Genomic DNA, 13,799 nt, shown 5'->3' with positions numbered 1-13,799 from the left:
TTCATTCGACCGCGATGCCATGGCGTTCGAGAAAGTCGCGCGCGGGCGCCAATGCGTCCGCGTGCCGGCGCCAGCGCTCCACCGCGTCGCGGTATATCGGGCGGCGCACCTGCGCGGCGCTCGGGGTCGACACCGGCGCCGCATTGGCCTGAAAGTCGAGACAGGCGTCGGACCAGTCCAGGCCGCAATGAGCGAGGAGGCGGCGGGTCTGACCCTCCTGATCGGCGACCAGCGCCTCATAGCCGAGCTCGAGTACGCGGCCCGGCAGTGCCTCGCGCCAGAACGTCATCAGGCGGTCGAAGCGGTAATAATAGGCAGCGGTGTCGAGCAGGTCGTAGCTATAATCGTAATAGCGCGAGCTGATCGCGAACAGGTTGCGGTAGTTGGCGAGGATCGTGTCGAGCGGATTGCGCCGCAGGCACACGATCGCGGCGTTCGGAAGCGCCTGCGCGATCAGGCCGAGGTACTGGAAGTTGCCCGGGAACTTGTCGACGAAGCGGAGCTTGCGACCCGGCACGTGCGCCGCCGCGCGCGCGAGATAGTCGCGTCCGATCGCGCTAGGATCGACGCGCGCCGCGGCGCGGATCGTCTCGGGATCGAGCACGTCGCGGCTGCGCGTGCCCGCCGCGGCTTTGACGGCCAACGGCAGCGCCTGCAACTCCCCCGCACTCTCCCCCATCTCGTGCGAGGACAGGATGCGATCGACCAAAGTGGTACCGGTGCGGGGCATGCCGACCACGAAGATCGGCGCCGCGTGTGGCGCGCCGGACGTCATGGGTGCGTCCGAGGGGCGCCAGCACGCCTCGATCGCGTCGAAGCGGGCGGCATCGTCCGCGAAGCGATAGCGCAGGGTGGCGCGATGCGCGCGGTTCGTCTCCGCCAGCACGGCGAAGGCGCGCTGCGACTCGGCGAGATCGTCCAGCTCCTTGGCCAACGCATAGCCCAGCAACAGCCGGTCGCGCGGCGCCTGCGCCCCCGCGCGGGTCGCGGACAGCCGCGCGACATGGTTGCGCTCGGGCGTCTGGCGCCGAAGCCCGGCGAGCAGGTGGTGCGCGCGCGCGTCCGCCGGTGCGATGGCGAGCAGCGCCTCGAGCGCGCGCTCCGCTTCGTCCTGCCGCCCAAGGAAGCTCAGCGTGGCCGCGTGATTGTAGCGGAACCCGGTGTTCGCCGGTTCGCGCCGGATCGCCGCGGCGAAATGCGGCAGCGCGGCGGCATGGTCGCCCAGCCGCGCATACACGCACCCGATCGTGTCGCGGCTGAGCGCATCCTCGGGGAGCGCGCGCTCGGTCTCCGCGAGCACGGCCGACGCGTCGGCGTCGCGTCGCACCAGCGTGTACAGGCGGGCGAGCTGCGCGCAATATTCGCCTCGGGCGTCCCGCTCGACCGCCTGCTCGATCAGCCGGATGCCGTCGCCCACGCGCCCCAGCATTGCCGCCGCGAGACCGCCGAGGAAGAACGCTTCCGCGGCCTCCGGCGTGTCATCGCGCCAGCGTGTTGCCGCGGTCAGCGCGTCCTCGGCCTGCCCGCGCGCGAGCGCGTGGCGGATCGCCGCGGCACGAGGATCGGGAGGGAGCAGCGGCGCCAACCGACCGGTCGCGCTATCGGGTGAGCGTGGTGACCGCGATCGCCGTGGCCGACGCGCGATTCTCCACTCCCATCTTCTCGAAGATCTGTTCGAGGTGCTTGTTCACGGTTCGCGGACTGATGTGAAGGATCTCGCTCACCTCGCGGTTCGGCTTGCCGCGGCTGATCCACAGCAGCACCTCCGCCTCGCGCGAGGTGAGCCCGTGCTGCGCGGCGAGCAGCGTCTTCTCCTCGCCCTCGTGTCGTTCGGAAAGGCGGAAGACCCATTGCGCGGCGGGAGTACAGCGCAGGAACCCCGCCTCCAGCGTGCGCTCGCCCACCGACACGGTGATCCGGGCGCCGGGCGCCGGCGCGCTCGCCTGCAGCCGGCGCAGCGCTGCGACGAAGGGCTCGGGCAGCGTGCCCGAGGCTGCGGTCCAGTCCGGGAACAGCCGCTCGAGCATCGCTCCGGCGGCCGGGGTCAGCCACTGCGGCTCGCCGGCGCGGTCGACCGCCAGCGCGGGCCGCCCGCTCGTGTCGAGCGCGAGCTGGCTGCCGTGCGCCACCCGTGCGGTCGCGAGATGGACCCGGATGCGCGCGAGCAATTCGTCGATGACGATCGGCTTGCTGACGAAGTCGACACCGCCGGCGTTGAGGCCGCGAACCACGTGCTCGGTCTCGGTCAGCCCGGTCATGAAGATAATCGGCAGATGCTGGAACGCGGGATTGGCCTTGATCTGTCGCGTCGTCTCGAAACCGTCGAGCCGCGGCATCACCGCGTCCATCAGGATCAGGTCGGGGGTAACGCGGGTGAGCAGATCGAGCGCGGCGAGGCCATCGATCGCGATCAGCACGCTCATGCCCGCGCCCTCCAGCGTGCTGGTGAGAAAGCGCAGCGCCTCCGGCGTGTCGTCCACCACCAGGACGACCGGACGCGGCGTGTCGGCGGGGTCAGCGCGTCGCATCGTCGATCGTGCCGAGCAGCGAGCGCAGATCGAAGTCGCCGAGGTGGCGCCGAAGCGCGGCCACCAGCATGTGCGCAGCGGGAATGGCCGCGTCGAGCTCGTCGATCGCCTGTTCGACGCCGCGGATGTGGCCGACCTTGGCGAGCGCGTGAACGCGCTGCAGCAGCGGTGCCGCCTCCGAGGGAAGTTCGAGAGGGAAGGATGCGGGATTCGCGGCGGTGACCGCCTCGGCCTCTTCCCAGCGCAGATCGAGCTGCGTGCCGATCAACGCGACGAGCGTGTCCAGCTCGACCGGTTTGGTAACGAATGCGTCATGGCTGCTGTGCCCGTCGCCACCAGCCTTGAAGGCATGCGCGTCGGCCGAGACCATGACGATGCGCAGCGTAGTGCCATGCGCGGCGCGCAGCCGATCGGCGGTGACCCAGCCGTTGGTACCGGGCATTTGGATGTCGAGCAGGACGATATCGGTCGCTACGCGGGCGGCGAGCGCGATGCCTTCCGCACCGTCCGCCGCGGTGTGGACCACGAAGCCCAGGCCACCGAGCAGCGCGCGCATGATGTGGCGTTGTGCCGGATCGTCGTCGATCACCAGCACGGTGCGAGGAGGTCCCTTGTAGCCGGTGATCCGCCCGCGCGCGCTGCTGGTCCGCGCCGGTGCCATCGGTGAGGGCAGCATGGCGCGGAAGCGGAAGACGCTGCCGGCCCCGGGCGTGCTGGTCACCGCAATGTCTCCGCCCAGCACGCGCGCGAGCACGCGGGTGATCGCGAGACCCAGTCCGATCCCGGGCTGCAACTGCGCCTCTGCCAGGCTGCCGCGATCGAACGGTTCGAACACGCGCTCCAGGTCCTCCGCGGCGATGCCGATCCCGGTGTCGCTCACCTCGATGTCGGCGACCTGGCTGCGATAGCGGACGGAGAGCGTGACATGACCGGCGGGCGTGTATTTGATCGCGTTGGAAACGAGGTTGATGAGGATTTGGCGCAGGCGCTTCTCGTCCGCCTTGACCTGGTCCGGCAGCGGGTCGCGCACGTCGAGCGTCAGCGTCAGCCCCTTGGCGCTCGCCTGCATCCGGAACATGTCCACGACGTGCTGGAGCAAGGCGCGCAGGTCGACGAGGTCCTGCCGGATCGTCAGCACGCCGCTTTCGATGCGCGAGATCTCGAGCAGCCCTTCGACCAGATTGGTGACATGCTCGGCCGAGCGGCGGATGATCGTTCCCGCCTCCGCGCCCGAGATGCTGTCGTCGCGCTCCAGCAGCTGCGCGTAGCCGTAGATAACGTTGAGCGGCGAGCGGATCTCGTGGCTGACCGCGACGAGATAGCGCGTCTTGGCCTCGTTGGCCGCCTCGGCCGACTCCCGCGCGCGCCGCAGCTCGGCCAGCGCGCGCGCGTGCGCGGCGGGCTCGGCGCCGAGCGGCGCGGCGTCGAGGGGGTCGGCCGAGGAAGTCACGCCCCGGCCGGGCGCGACAGGCCGTCGATATAGGCGCGCCAGCCGCCGAGTGCGGTGATGTCGTGCGCGCCGTCAATCGCGCGCGGCTCGGCGACGAAGCCCTTCACAACCGATCCGTCCGCGAGCGTCACCGAGCCGATCGCGAGCGGTGCGGGCACCTCGACCACGAAGCTGCCGAAGGCGGCGACGTCGAGCTCGTACACTTCCACCGCGATCGCGGCGCCGTCGGCGGCGTGGACCAGCGCCGGCTTGGGTGGGGTGCTGTTCGCCATCGCGTACAGCCGGTAGCTCGGCGCAGTGGTGGTGGCGGCGACCAGCCGCGCGTCGCGCGAGGTGAGTTGCCAGTGCAGCGGCATGCCCTCGAGATGGGCGCCGACGACGGCGAGCTTCACTGTCTCCATGCGATCCTCGATGTGGAGTGGAGGGGGAGGTGGCAGCGCGGCGGCGTCGAGATAGGCCTGCCCCGCGTCGAGCAGGCCCGTGTCGCTCCACGCCGGCGCGATCAGCGTGACGCCGAAGCCGGTGCCATTGTCGCGCCAGCCCGCCGGCACGGCCAGCGCGGCCATGTCGAGCAGGTTCACGAAATTGGTGTAGAGCCCGAGGTTGCTGTTGAGCACGACCGGCGCGGCGCGCATCTCGGTGATGCGATAGATCGTCGGCGCGGTGGGCAGTGCGAGCAGGTCGACGCGCTGCCACATCGCCTCCGCGGCGCGCTGCAGCTCGGCAAGGCGGTACTGGCCGCGGAACACGTCCATGCCGCTGGTCGCGCGCCCGTCGTCCAGGATGGCGCGGACCGTCGGGTCGAACGCCTCGGGGCGCTCGTCGAGCAGCGGTAGCGCCGCGGCGACCCGCTCCGCTACCCATGGACCGCCGTAGAGCAGCATCGCCGCCTCGCGCAGCAGCGTCATGTCGAGTTCGACCAGCTCGGCGCCCTGCACGGCGAGCGTCGCCAGCGCTCGCTCGTACAACCGCTCCGACGCGGCGTCGCCGAGGAAGAGCCGCTGATCGGGCCGCGGCACGCCGATGCGGCGCGGCGCGAGCGCGCGCTCCCCGCCATCGCGCGAGTAGGAATCGGCCGAGTCGAAGCCGGCGACCACCGCGTCGACGATCCGCGCGTCCGCGATCGTGTGAGTGAGCACGGTGATACAGTCGAGCGTGCGGCAGGCGGGAACCAGCCCCGTCGTGCTCCACCGGCCCTTGGTCGGCTTCAATCCGATCAGCCCGTTGAAGGCCGCGGGGACGCGGCCCGACCCGGCGGTGTCGGTGCCGAGCGCGAAGGCGACCAGCCCCGCCGCGACCGCCACTGCCGAGCCCGAGCTGGAGCCGCCGCTGACATAGGCGCGATTGAACACGCAGGCGGGCGCGCCATAGGGGCTGCGCGTGCCGTTGAGCCCGGTGGCGAACTGGTCGAGATTGGCCTTGCCCAGCGGCACGGCGCCCGCGGCGATCAGGCGCGCGACCACCGCTGCGGACTCGGCGGGCGTGTAGGCGAAGTCGGGGCAGGCAGCGGTGGTCGGCACCCCGGCGAGATCGATATTGTCCTTGATCGCGAAGGGAACGCCCGCGAGCGGCAGCGTCTCGCCCGCGGCCACGCGCGCGTCGACCGCGGCGGCGGCGCGCAGCACCGTCTCCTCGTCCAGCCGCGTGATCCAGACGGCGGGCTGCACCTCGGCATAAGCGGCGATCCGCGCCAGCGCCTCGCGCGCGACCGCGACCGCGCTGGTCGCGCCGGCGTTGACCGCGGCAGCGAGCGGGGCGACGTGGAAGCGGGTGTCGCTCATGCCACCTCCACCGCCAGCATCGCGCGCCCGGGGGAGAGCGCCTGTTTCTCCTGCACGTAGATGCCGCGCACGACCCCGCTGACCGGGCTGATCACCGCCGATTCCATCTTCATCGCCTCGATGATCGCGATCGTGTCGCCCGCGCTCACGCGCGCGCCGTCGGCGACGAGCAGCTTCCACAGGCTGCCGCCGAACGGCGCCTCCACCATCTCGCAGCCCTCGGGCAGCACGATCTCGGTATCGCTCGCGGCGGAGTCGGCCTCCTCGGTCAGCGCGGCGACGCGGTCGAACTCGCCGTCGCGCTCCCAGGCGGCGCGCTCCGCGTCGAAGGCGGCCTGGCGCCGCGCCTGGAAGGCCGCGATCGTCCCGGCGTTGTCGGCGAGGAAGGCGCGATAGTCGGAGAGGCGGAACACCTCCTCCTCGATCCGGATCGCGCGCCGGCCGAGCGGGAAGTCGCGTCGCCACTCGGTCAGCTCGTCGTGGCTGACCGGAAAGAAGCGGACGCGGTCGAAGAAGCGCAGCAGCCAGGGCTTGCCGTCGCGGAAGGCGTCGGTCTGCCGCCACGCGTTCCACACCTGGATGGTGCGGCCGAACAGCTGATAGCCGCCCGGCCCCTCCATGCCGTAGATGCACATATAGGCGCCGCCGATCCCGACCACGTTGGGCGGGGTCCAGGTCCGCGCGGGATTGTATTTGGTGGTGACGAGGCGATGGCGCGGGTCGATCGGGGTGGCCACCGGCGCGCCGAGATAGACGTCGCCCAGCCCCATGACGAGATAGTCGGCGTCGAAGACGATCCGCTTGACCGCATCGATGCTGTCCAGCCCATTGACGCGGCGGATGAACTCAATGTTGTCGGGGCACCAGGGCGCGTCGTCGCGCACCGACTCCATATATTTGTCGATCGTCTGGTAGATCGCCGGGTCCTGCCACGACAGCGGCAGGTGGACGACACGCGAGGGGATCTCGAAATCGTCGAGCCCGCCGAGCCGCTCCTCCGCCGCGACCAGGGCGTCGAGCAGCGCCGCCTGCGACAGCAGCCGGCTGTCATAGTGGAGCTGGAGCGAGCGGATCCCCGGCGTCACGTCGATGATGCCCGGCAGGGCGCTCCGCTCGACCTCAAGCATCAGCGCGTGGACGCGCAGGCGCAGCTCGAGGTCGAGCGAGATCGGGCCGTATTCGACCAAGAGGTTGCGGTCGCCCTGCTGGCGGTAGGTCACCGCCGGGCGGACGCCCTCCGCCGCGATCCGGTGCAGCACCGGCGAGCCGAGCGCGTCGTCGCGCGGCGCGGGCTCCTTCGCCGCGCCGGTGAGCGTGGCGACCAAAGCATCCTGCGCGCGCTCGGCGGCGGCGGCGGCGGCCTCGTCGATCGGCGCGAAGCGCACGCTGTCGCCGGGGGCGAGCTGGCCGACCTTCCACAGGTCCGCCTGCGCGACGACGAACGGGCAGACGAAGCCGCCGAGCGACGGCCCGTCCGGCCCGAGGATGATCGGCATGTCGCCGGTGAAGTCGACCGCGCCGATCGCATAGGCGTTGTCGTGAATGTTCGACGGGTGAAGCCCGGCCTCGCCGCCGTCCGTGCGCGCCCACTCGGGCTTGGGGCCGAGCAGGCGGACGCCGGTGCGGTTGGAGTTATAGTGCACCTTCCACGCCGTCTCGCGCAGCATGGCGATGTCGTTGGGGGTGAAGAAGTCGGGCGCGCCGTGCGGGCCGTAGAGCACCCGCAGCGTCCACTCGCGCGTGATCGCGGGGCGGTCGGCGGGGGCGAGCGCGCCCGCGTCCGGCAGATCGACCGGGGTGCGGGCGAGGTGGAGCGTGTCCCCGGTCATCACCGCGCGCCCGGCATGGCCGCCGAACTCCCCCAGCGTGAAGGCGCTACGGCTGCCGAGATACAGCGGCACGTCGAGCCCACCCGCGACGAGGATATAGCCGCGCATCCCGGCGCCGGTGACGCGCCCGATCTTGAGCGTCTGCCCCGCGGCGACGTCGACGGGCGCGTAGCAGCCGAGCGGCACCCCATCGAGCGTCGCGCCGAAGTCCGCGCCGGTCAGGCAGACGCGAGCGGGCGCATTGAACAGCAATGTCGGTCCGGCCGCGGTGATCTCCAGCCCGGCGGCGTCCTCGGCGTTGCCGACCAGCCGGTTGCCGAGCCGGAAGGCGAGCGAGTCCATCGGCCCTGAGGGCGGCACGCCGACGTGCCACAGGTGGAGCCGGCCGGGATAGTCCTGCACCGTGGTCGAGGCGCCGCCCGCCAGCACGCGGATCGTGCGCGGCGTGTAGGCGATCTCGGCGAGCGCGCGCGTCGACACCGCGCCGCTGGTGAAGACATCGGAGCGCACCACCGTGCGCAGCCAGTCGAGGTTGGTCTCGATTCCGGAGATGCCCGTACGGTCGAGCGCGTCCTGGATCGCGGCGACTGCGGCGTCGCGCGTCGGCGCGGTGACGATCAGCTTGGCCAGCATCGGGTCGTACCAGGCGGACACCTCGGTGCCCGCCGCGATCCAGGTGTCGACGCGCGGCCCCTCCGGGAAGGTGACGCCGACGAGCCGGCCCGAGCTCGGGCGATAATCCTGCGCCGGATCCTCGGCGTAGAGGCGCACCTGGATCGACGCGCCCTGCGGCGCCGCGACGAACCCGTGGAGGAAGCCGAAATCACCCGCGGCGCCGCGCACCATCCACTCGACCAGGTCGACGCCGGTGACCTGCTCGGTGACGCCGTGCTCGACCTGGAGCCGCGTGTTGACCTCAAGGAAGAAAAAGTCGTCGCGCTCGGCGTCGTAGAGGAACTCGACCGTGCCGGCCGAGCGGTACGACGCGGCGGCGGTGAGGCGCACCGCGGCGTCGATCAGCGCCTGCCGCGTCGCGGGCGGGAGCAACGGGGCGGGGGTCTCCTCGACCACCTTCTGGTTGCGCCGCTGGAGCGAGCAGTCGCGCTCGCCGAGCGCGACGACATGGCCCGCGCCGTCGCCGAACACCTGCACCTCGATGTGGCGCGCGCGCGCGACATAGCGCTCGAGGAAGACGCCGCCGTCGCCGAAATTGCCCGCGCCGAGCCGCGCCACGGTGGCGAAGCCGTCGCGCACGTCGGCGGCGTCGGCGCACACCTTCATGCCAATGCCGCCACCACCTGCGGTCGCCTTGAGGATCACCGGGTAACCGATCTGCTCCGCCGCGGCGAGCGCGGCGGCCTCGTCGCGCAGCAGGTCGGTGCCGGGGGCGAGCGGGACGCCGTGCGCGGCGGCGAGGTCGCGCGCGGTGTGCTTGAGCCCGAAGGCGCGGATATTGTCGGGCGTCGGGCCGATGAAGACGATTCCGCGCGCGGCGCAGGCCTCGGCGAAGGCGGTGTTCTCCGAGAGGAAGCCGTAGCCGGGGTGGATCGCCTCCGCGCCGGTGGCTTCCGCCGCGGCGAGGATCGCCGCCACGTCGAGGTAGCTTTCCGCCGCGGGCGCGGGGCCGATGCGGACCGCCTCGTCGGCCTGCGCGACATGCGCCGACCCCGCGTCGGCGTCGCTGAACACCGCGACCGAGCCGACGCCCATGTCCTTCAGCGTGCGGATGATGCGGCAGGCGATCGCGCCGCGATTGGCGATCAGGACCTTGGTGAACATCAGCCGATCACCTGCATACGCACCGGCGTGGGATTGAAGCCGTTGCAGGGATTGTTGATCTGCGGGCAGTTGGAGACGACGACGATCACGTCCATCTCGGCGCGCAGCTCCACCGTGAGCCCCGGCGCGGAGATGCCGTCGACGATCCCGAGTGTCCCGTCGGCCTCGACCGGCACGTTCATGAAGAAGTTGATGTTCGACACCATGTCGCGCTTGCCGCGGCCGGCGCGAGTGTTGGCGTCGAGGAAATTGTCGACGCAGCTGTGCTGCGCCTTGGTGTGGTGGCCGTAGCGCAAGGTGTTCGACTCGCACGAGCAGGCGCCGCCGATTGTGTCGTGGTAAGCGACGCTGGTGGCGGTGATCGTCATCATCGCGCGTCCCTCGTTGGACAGCAGCACCGCGCCCTCGCGCAGGAAGATGTTGCGCTGCGCCGCGATCGTGTCCTGCGCGCTGTAGCGCTCGGCGTCGTCGTCCGCGGCGTACATCAGGAAGTCGACCGCCTGGTTGCCTTCGAGGTCGATGATGCGCAGCGTCTCGCCGGCGTCGACGCGGTGCATCCAGGGCGCGCGTGCGGGCACGACCTCGTCGTGGCGGAGCGTGCCGGGGAGGGGAAGGTCAAGGCTCATGTCGCTCCCTTCAGCGCGCGTAGAGATCGTCGGTGTTGAGAAAGGCGCGCTCGCCCTCGGGCGTGGCGAGGCGGATCGGATCGTCCGCCGCGGCGGGCGCGCCGCGCCACGCGGTCGCGCGCAGCGGCGTGACGGTGTAGTCGGCGCGTGGGTCGAGCACGTGCGGGCAGTTGGCGAGCACGACGATCACCTCCATCTCGGCGCGCAGCAGCAAGGTTCGACCCGGCGCGAAGGGGCCGATCTGCGGCTCGGTTGCGCCGTCCGCCCCGACGCGGACGCCCTTGAACCAGGTGACGCAGGGATGGACGTCCTTGCGGCCCAGCCCGTGCTTGGCGACCGCGAGCATGAAGCGGTCGCGTGCGTTGGGGTGCGGCCCGTAATTGACGCCGTCGCCATAGGCGCGCGCGTTCGAGGCTGCAGTCGAGGTGCCGCAAAAGGCGTCGTGCGTGCCCGCCTCGTCTTCCAGGATCGTCATCATGACGCGACCGAGGTCTGAGAGCAGCAGTCGGCCGGCGCCGAGATAGCCGTTCCACTGCACCTTGAGCGTGTCCGCGACATTGAGCCGCTCGGTCGGCATGTCGGCGTTGAACAGCAGCATCGCGGCGCAGGCGTCCCCCGCGACATCGACCAGCCGGAGCCGCGTGCCGCGCGCCAGCCGCCGCGCCGCATAGCCGCCCGGCGCAATCGTCTCCTCCCACACCAAACCTTCGGGCGCGTCGTCGGCCGCGGCGGGGAGCGTGGGCATGGCCTCGACGCGGGTGCCCGCCATCGCGCGGGCGTGGTCGCGGGCGCCGGCAGGATCGGCGGTGCTGGTCGTCATGCAATGTCTCTCTGCGGAAGGTCATCGCCGCCGAGCGCCTCGACCAGCGCCGGCGGCGGCAGGGTCTTGCGGTCGAGCGACAGATCGTAGGTGACGGTGGCGCCGAAGCGGTGCGGCGCGTGCGGGTCGTGGCGGCGCTTGTCGAACGCGAGCACGCGCGTGCCGAGCTTGAACGCCTCGCCGATGTCGTGGGTGACCATCAGGATCGTCAGCCCGTGCTCCTGCCACAGCCGCGTGATCAGCGCGTGCATGTCGAGCCGGATGCCGGGATCGAGCGCGCCGAACGGCTCATCGAGCAGCAGCACGCGCGGATGCTTCACCAACGCCTGCGCGATTGCCAGCCGCTGCTGCATGCCGCCCGACATCTGCGCGGGATAGACGTGCAGGCTATGCTCGAGCCCGACCGCCGCCAACATCTCGGTTGCCGTGTCGCGCGCGGCGCGGCGGCGCCCGCCGAACAGCCGCGCGGTCAGCGGCGCCGCCGCGCACTCGATTCCGAACAGCACGTTCTGCAGCGCGGTGAGATGCGGGAATACCGAATAGCGCTGGAACACCACGCCGCGGTCGGGCCCGCACTCGGCGCGCATCGGGGTGCCGCCGAGCAGCACCTGCCCGCGCGTCGGTGCCTCCTGGCCGAGGATCAGGCGCAGGAACGTGCTCTTGCCCGCGCCCGACGGGCCGACCACCGCGACGAAGCCGCCCTCGGCGAGCTGGAGCGAGACGCGCTCCAGCACGATCTTGTCGCCATACTCGACCCAGACGTTGCGGAGCTCGACCAGCGCGCTCATCGGCCACCCCCGTGCGCCCAGGGGAAGGCGCGGCGGCTCAGCAGCAGCAGCATCGCGTCGGCGGCGATCGCGAGCAGCGAGATCCAGGCGACATAGGGAAGGATGATGTCCATCGCGAAATAGCGCCGGACCAGGAAGATGCGGTAGCCGAGCCCGACGTCGGCGGCGACCGCCTCGGCCGCGATCAGGAACACCCAGGCTGGCCCCAGCGACAGCCGCAGCGCCTCGATCAGCCGCGGCATCAGCTGCGGCAGCGCCACGCGCACCGCGAGCTGCCAGCTGTTGGCGCCGAGCGTCTGCGCCTTGGCGATCTGCTCCGCCGGCAGCCCCGTGACGAAGCCGGTGAGGTCGCGCGTCATGAACGGCGCGACACCGATCGCGATCAGCGCGATCTTGGACGCCTCGTCCAGCCCCAGCACGATGAAGAGGATCGGCAGCACCGCCACCGGCGGGATCACCGCGATGATCGCGATCACCGGACCGAGCAGCGCGCGGGCGAGCGGCACCACGCCGAGCAGCAGCCCCAGCACCAACGCGCTGCCGGTGGCGATGGCGAGCCCAAGACCGAGCCGGTACAGGCTCGCCAGCGTGTCGGCGACGATCACGATCCGGTCGCTGGCGGGATCGCGGTCGGTGCTAAAGCCGTGGATCGCCTCCGCCATGGCGGAGAAGGTGGGCAGCAGCTTGTCGGCGGGGTTGGCGGCGTGGCGCGCCTGCGAGGCGACCAGATAGACGAGCAACAGCGCCAGGATCGGCACCGCCCCGAGCAGCAGGCGCGCGCCGCGCCGGGGGCGCAGGTCGACCAGCCGGGTCACGCGCGATCCGCCCGGGGCGCGGTGATCCGCCGCCCGTTGCCCGATCCGTCGCTGTGGTCGCGTCCTACGCTCATCTCATTCCCGACTTCGCTCGCGCGTGATGCGCGGGCATGGTTCCTCGATCGCCGCGACCCTCTGTTCCGGCGCGCATCGTTCGATCGTCTGGTCGTGCGGCTACAGCTTCCCGTCCGCCGCCATCTTCATGTAGCTGGGATCGAATCGCAGCTTCACGTTCTTCGGATCACCGAGCGACTTGCCGCCGGCGAAGCTGATGCCGATCGCGTCCACGGATTTCGCGCTCGGCCCGAACAGCCCGTGCGCGAAGCTGAACTGGCGCACGCGGTCGGTCACGGTCACGAGGTCAGGGTTGGCGGCATAGGCCGCGGCGTCCTGCGCGCGCGCGTAGAGGTGCGTGGTCTTTAGCTGGTCGTCGAAGCTCTGCGGTGTGGTGCCGGCGGCCTTGGCCATCGCGGCGCGCGCAGCGCGGCCCGCCGCATCGTCACGGGTCATGATCGCCATCGTCTCGTACCAGATGCCCGCCAGCGCCTTGCCCAGGTTCGGGTTGGCGCGCAGCGTGTCGGTGCTGACGTTGAGCGTGTCGAGGATCTCGTTGGGGATCTTGGAGCTGTCGAACACCTCGGTGGCGCCCTTGGTCGCGCGGATCGTGGCGAGCTGGGGGTTCCAGGTGGCGACCGCGTCGACGCTCGGCGAGGCGAAGGCGCCGACGATGTCCGCATCGCCGGTGTTGACCGTCTTCACGTCCGACAGCGTCATTCCGCTCAGCTCCAGCCCGCGCGCGAGCAGGAAGTGCGAGACCGACAGCTCGACCAGCTTGACCGAGCGACCCTTGATGTCGGCCATCGAGCGCGCGTTCTTGAGCACGACGCCGTCGTTGCCGTCCGAATAATCACCGATCAGCAGCACGGTGGTGTCGCGGCCGCCGGCGGCGGGGATGGTGAGCGCGTCCATCGTGGTCGACACCACGCCGTCGAGCTTGCCGGCGGCATATTGGTTCACCGATTCAACGTAGTCGTTGACCTGGACCAGGCGAATATCGATGCCGTATTTGTCGGCCCATTTCTTCACGATCCCGGCCTGTTGCGCGTACGGCCACGGCATCCAGCCGGTATAGATCGACCAGCCGATGGTGAAGTCCTTCTTCGCCGCCCCTGCCGTCTCGCCGCCAGCCCCTGCCGGCCCGCTGCCGCAGGCGGTCAGCGTGAGGGAGAGCGCGATTGCCGCTACGCCGCTGAACCATCGTCGTGCTGCCATCCGCAAAACCCCCGTCATCGCCTCGCCGCCGTCACCGACCCGCCAATCCCATTGAGAAGGGGACCGAAAGCGGCGGCGAAACCGTGGCGGCATCGTCAGGAGCACGTTGCC

At 70.9% G+C, this 13,799-nt stretch carries 10 protein-coding genes; all 10 read right to left on the bottom strand.

Going from position 1 to position 13,799, the window contains the following annotated elements; all coding sequences use genetic code 11:
- Position 1 precedes the first annotated feature (1 nt).
- The 10 genes from ACMGDM_RS01520 to ACMGDM_RS01475 all read right to left on the bottom strand — a co-directional run bounded on the left by ACMGDM_RS01520 (position 2) and on the right by ACMGDM_RS01475 (position 13,688).
- Positions 2–1,585, bottom strand: a complete 1,584-nt coding sequence (locus ACMGDM_RS01520) for a tetratricopeptide repeat-containing sulfotransferase family protein (protein ID WP_436802374.1) — start codon at positions 1,583–1,585, stop codon at positions 2–4.
- Positions 1,586–1,598: 13 nt separating this feature from the next.
- Positions 1,599–2,528, bottom strand: a complete 930-nt coding sequence (locus tag ACMGDM_RS01515; RefSeq protein WP_436802373.1) for a response regulator — start codon at positions 2,526–2,528, stop codon at positions 1,599–1,601.
- Positions 2,515–3,978, bottom strand: a complete 1,464-nt coding sequence (locus tag ACMGDM_RS01510; protein ID WP_436802372.1) for a hybrid sensor histidine kinase/response regulator — start codon at positions 3,976–3,978, stop codon at positions 2,515–2,517. Before ACMGDM_RS01510 ends, ACMGDM_RS01515 begins: the two co-directional genes overlap by 14 nt.
- Positions 3,975–5,759 (bottom strand): allophanate hydrolase, encoded by a 1,785-nt coding sequence (gene atzF / locus ACMGDM_RS01505; RefSeq protein ID WP_436802371.1) that lies wholly within the window; start codon positions 5,757–5,759, stop codon positions 3,975–3,977. Before atzF ends, ACMGDM_RS01510 begins: the two co-directional genes overlap by 4 nt.
- On the bottom strand, positions 5,756–9,367 hold the full coding sequence (uca, locus tag ACMGDM_RS01500; RefSeq protein WP_436802370.1) for an urea carboxylase: 3,612 nt from the start codon (positions 9,365–9,367) through the stop codon (positions 5,756–5,758). Before uca ends, atzF begins: the two co-directional genes overlap by 4 nt.
- Positions 9,367–9,993 (bottom strand): urea amidolyase associated protein UAAP2, encoded by a 627-nt coding sequence (locus ACMGDM_RS01495; protein WP_436802369.1) that lies wholly within the window; start codon positions 9,991–9,993, stop codon positions 9,367–9,369. The genes uca and ACMGDM_RS01495 overlap by 1 nt, the downstream gene beginning before the upstream one ends.
- Positions 9,994–10,003: 10 nt before the next feature.
- Complete coding sequence (locus ACMGDM_RS01490; RefSeq protein ID WP_436802368.1) at positions 10,004–10,813, bottom strand: urea amidolyase associated protein UAAP1; 810 nt, start codon at positions 10,811–10,813, stop codon at positions 10,004–10,006.
- Positions 10,810–11,601 (bottom strand): ABC transporter ATP-binding protein, encoded by a 792-nt coding sequence (locus ACMGDM_RS01485; protein ID WP_436802367.1) that lies wholly within the window; start codon positions 11,599–11,601, stop codon positions 10,810–10,812. The genes ACMGDM_RS01490 and ACMGDM_RS01485 overlap by 4 nt, the downstream gene beginning before the upstream one ends.
- Positions 11,598–12,416, bottom strand: a complete 819-nt coding sequence (locus ACMGDM_RS01480) for an ABC transporter permease (RefSeq protein ID WP_436802366.1) — start codon at positions 12,414–12,416, stop codon at positions 11,598–11,600. The genes ACMGDM_RS01485 and ACMGDM_RS01480 overlap by 4 nt, the downstream gene beginning before the upstream one ends.
- A gap of 174 nt (positions 12,417–12,590) precedes the next feature.
- Complete coding sequence (locus ACMGDM_RS01475; RefSeq protein WP_436802365.1) at positions 12,591–13,688, bottom strand: putative urea ABC transporter substrate-binding protein; 1,098 nt, start codon at positions 13,686–13,688, stop codon at positions 12,591–12,593.
- Positions 13,689–13,799: the final 111 nt, after the last annotated feature.

Origin of the sequence: Sphingomonas larreae (assembly GCF_051400595.1) — a bacterium.
Classification (GTDB): Bacteria; Pseudomonadota; Alphaproteobacteria; order Sphingomonadales; family Sphingomonadaceae; genus Sphingomonas.
Note: the sequence above shows the minus strand (reverse complement) of the source record. Positions and strands in the feature narration are given on the sequence as shown.

Excerpts from the sequence above, each read along its gene's own strand:
- ACMGDM_RS01515 (WP_436802373.1), bottom strand. The coding sequence starts at position 2,528 with ATGCGACGCGCTGACCCCGCCGACACGCCGCGTCCGGTCGTCCTGGTG.
- ACMGDM_RS01485 (WP_436802367.1), bottom strand. The coding sequence starts at position 11,601 with ATGAGCGCGCTGGTCGAGCTCCGCAACGTCTGGGTCGAGTATGGCGAC.
- ACMGDM_RS01490 (WP_436802368.1), bottom strand. The coding sequence starts at position 10,813 with ATGACGACCAGCACCGCCGATCCTGCCGGCGCCCGCGACCACGCCCGC.
- atzF (WP_436802371.1), bottom strand. The coding sequence starts at position 5,759 with ATGAGCGACACCCGCTTCCACGTCGCCCCGCTCGCTGCCGCGGTCAAC.
- ACMGDM_RS01475 (WP_436802365.1), bottom strand. The coding sequence starts at position 13,688 with ATGGCAGCACGACGATGGTTCAGCGGCGTAGCGGCAATCGCGCTCTCC.
- uca (WP_436802370.1), bottom strand. The coding sequence starts at position 9,367 with ATGTTCACCAAGGTCCTGATCGCCAATCGCGGCGCGATCGCCTGCCGC.
- ACMGDM_RS01495 (WP_436802369.1), bottom strand. The coding sequence starts at position 9,993 with ATGAGCCTTGACCTTCCCCTCCCCGGCACGCTCCGCCACGACGAGGTC.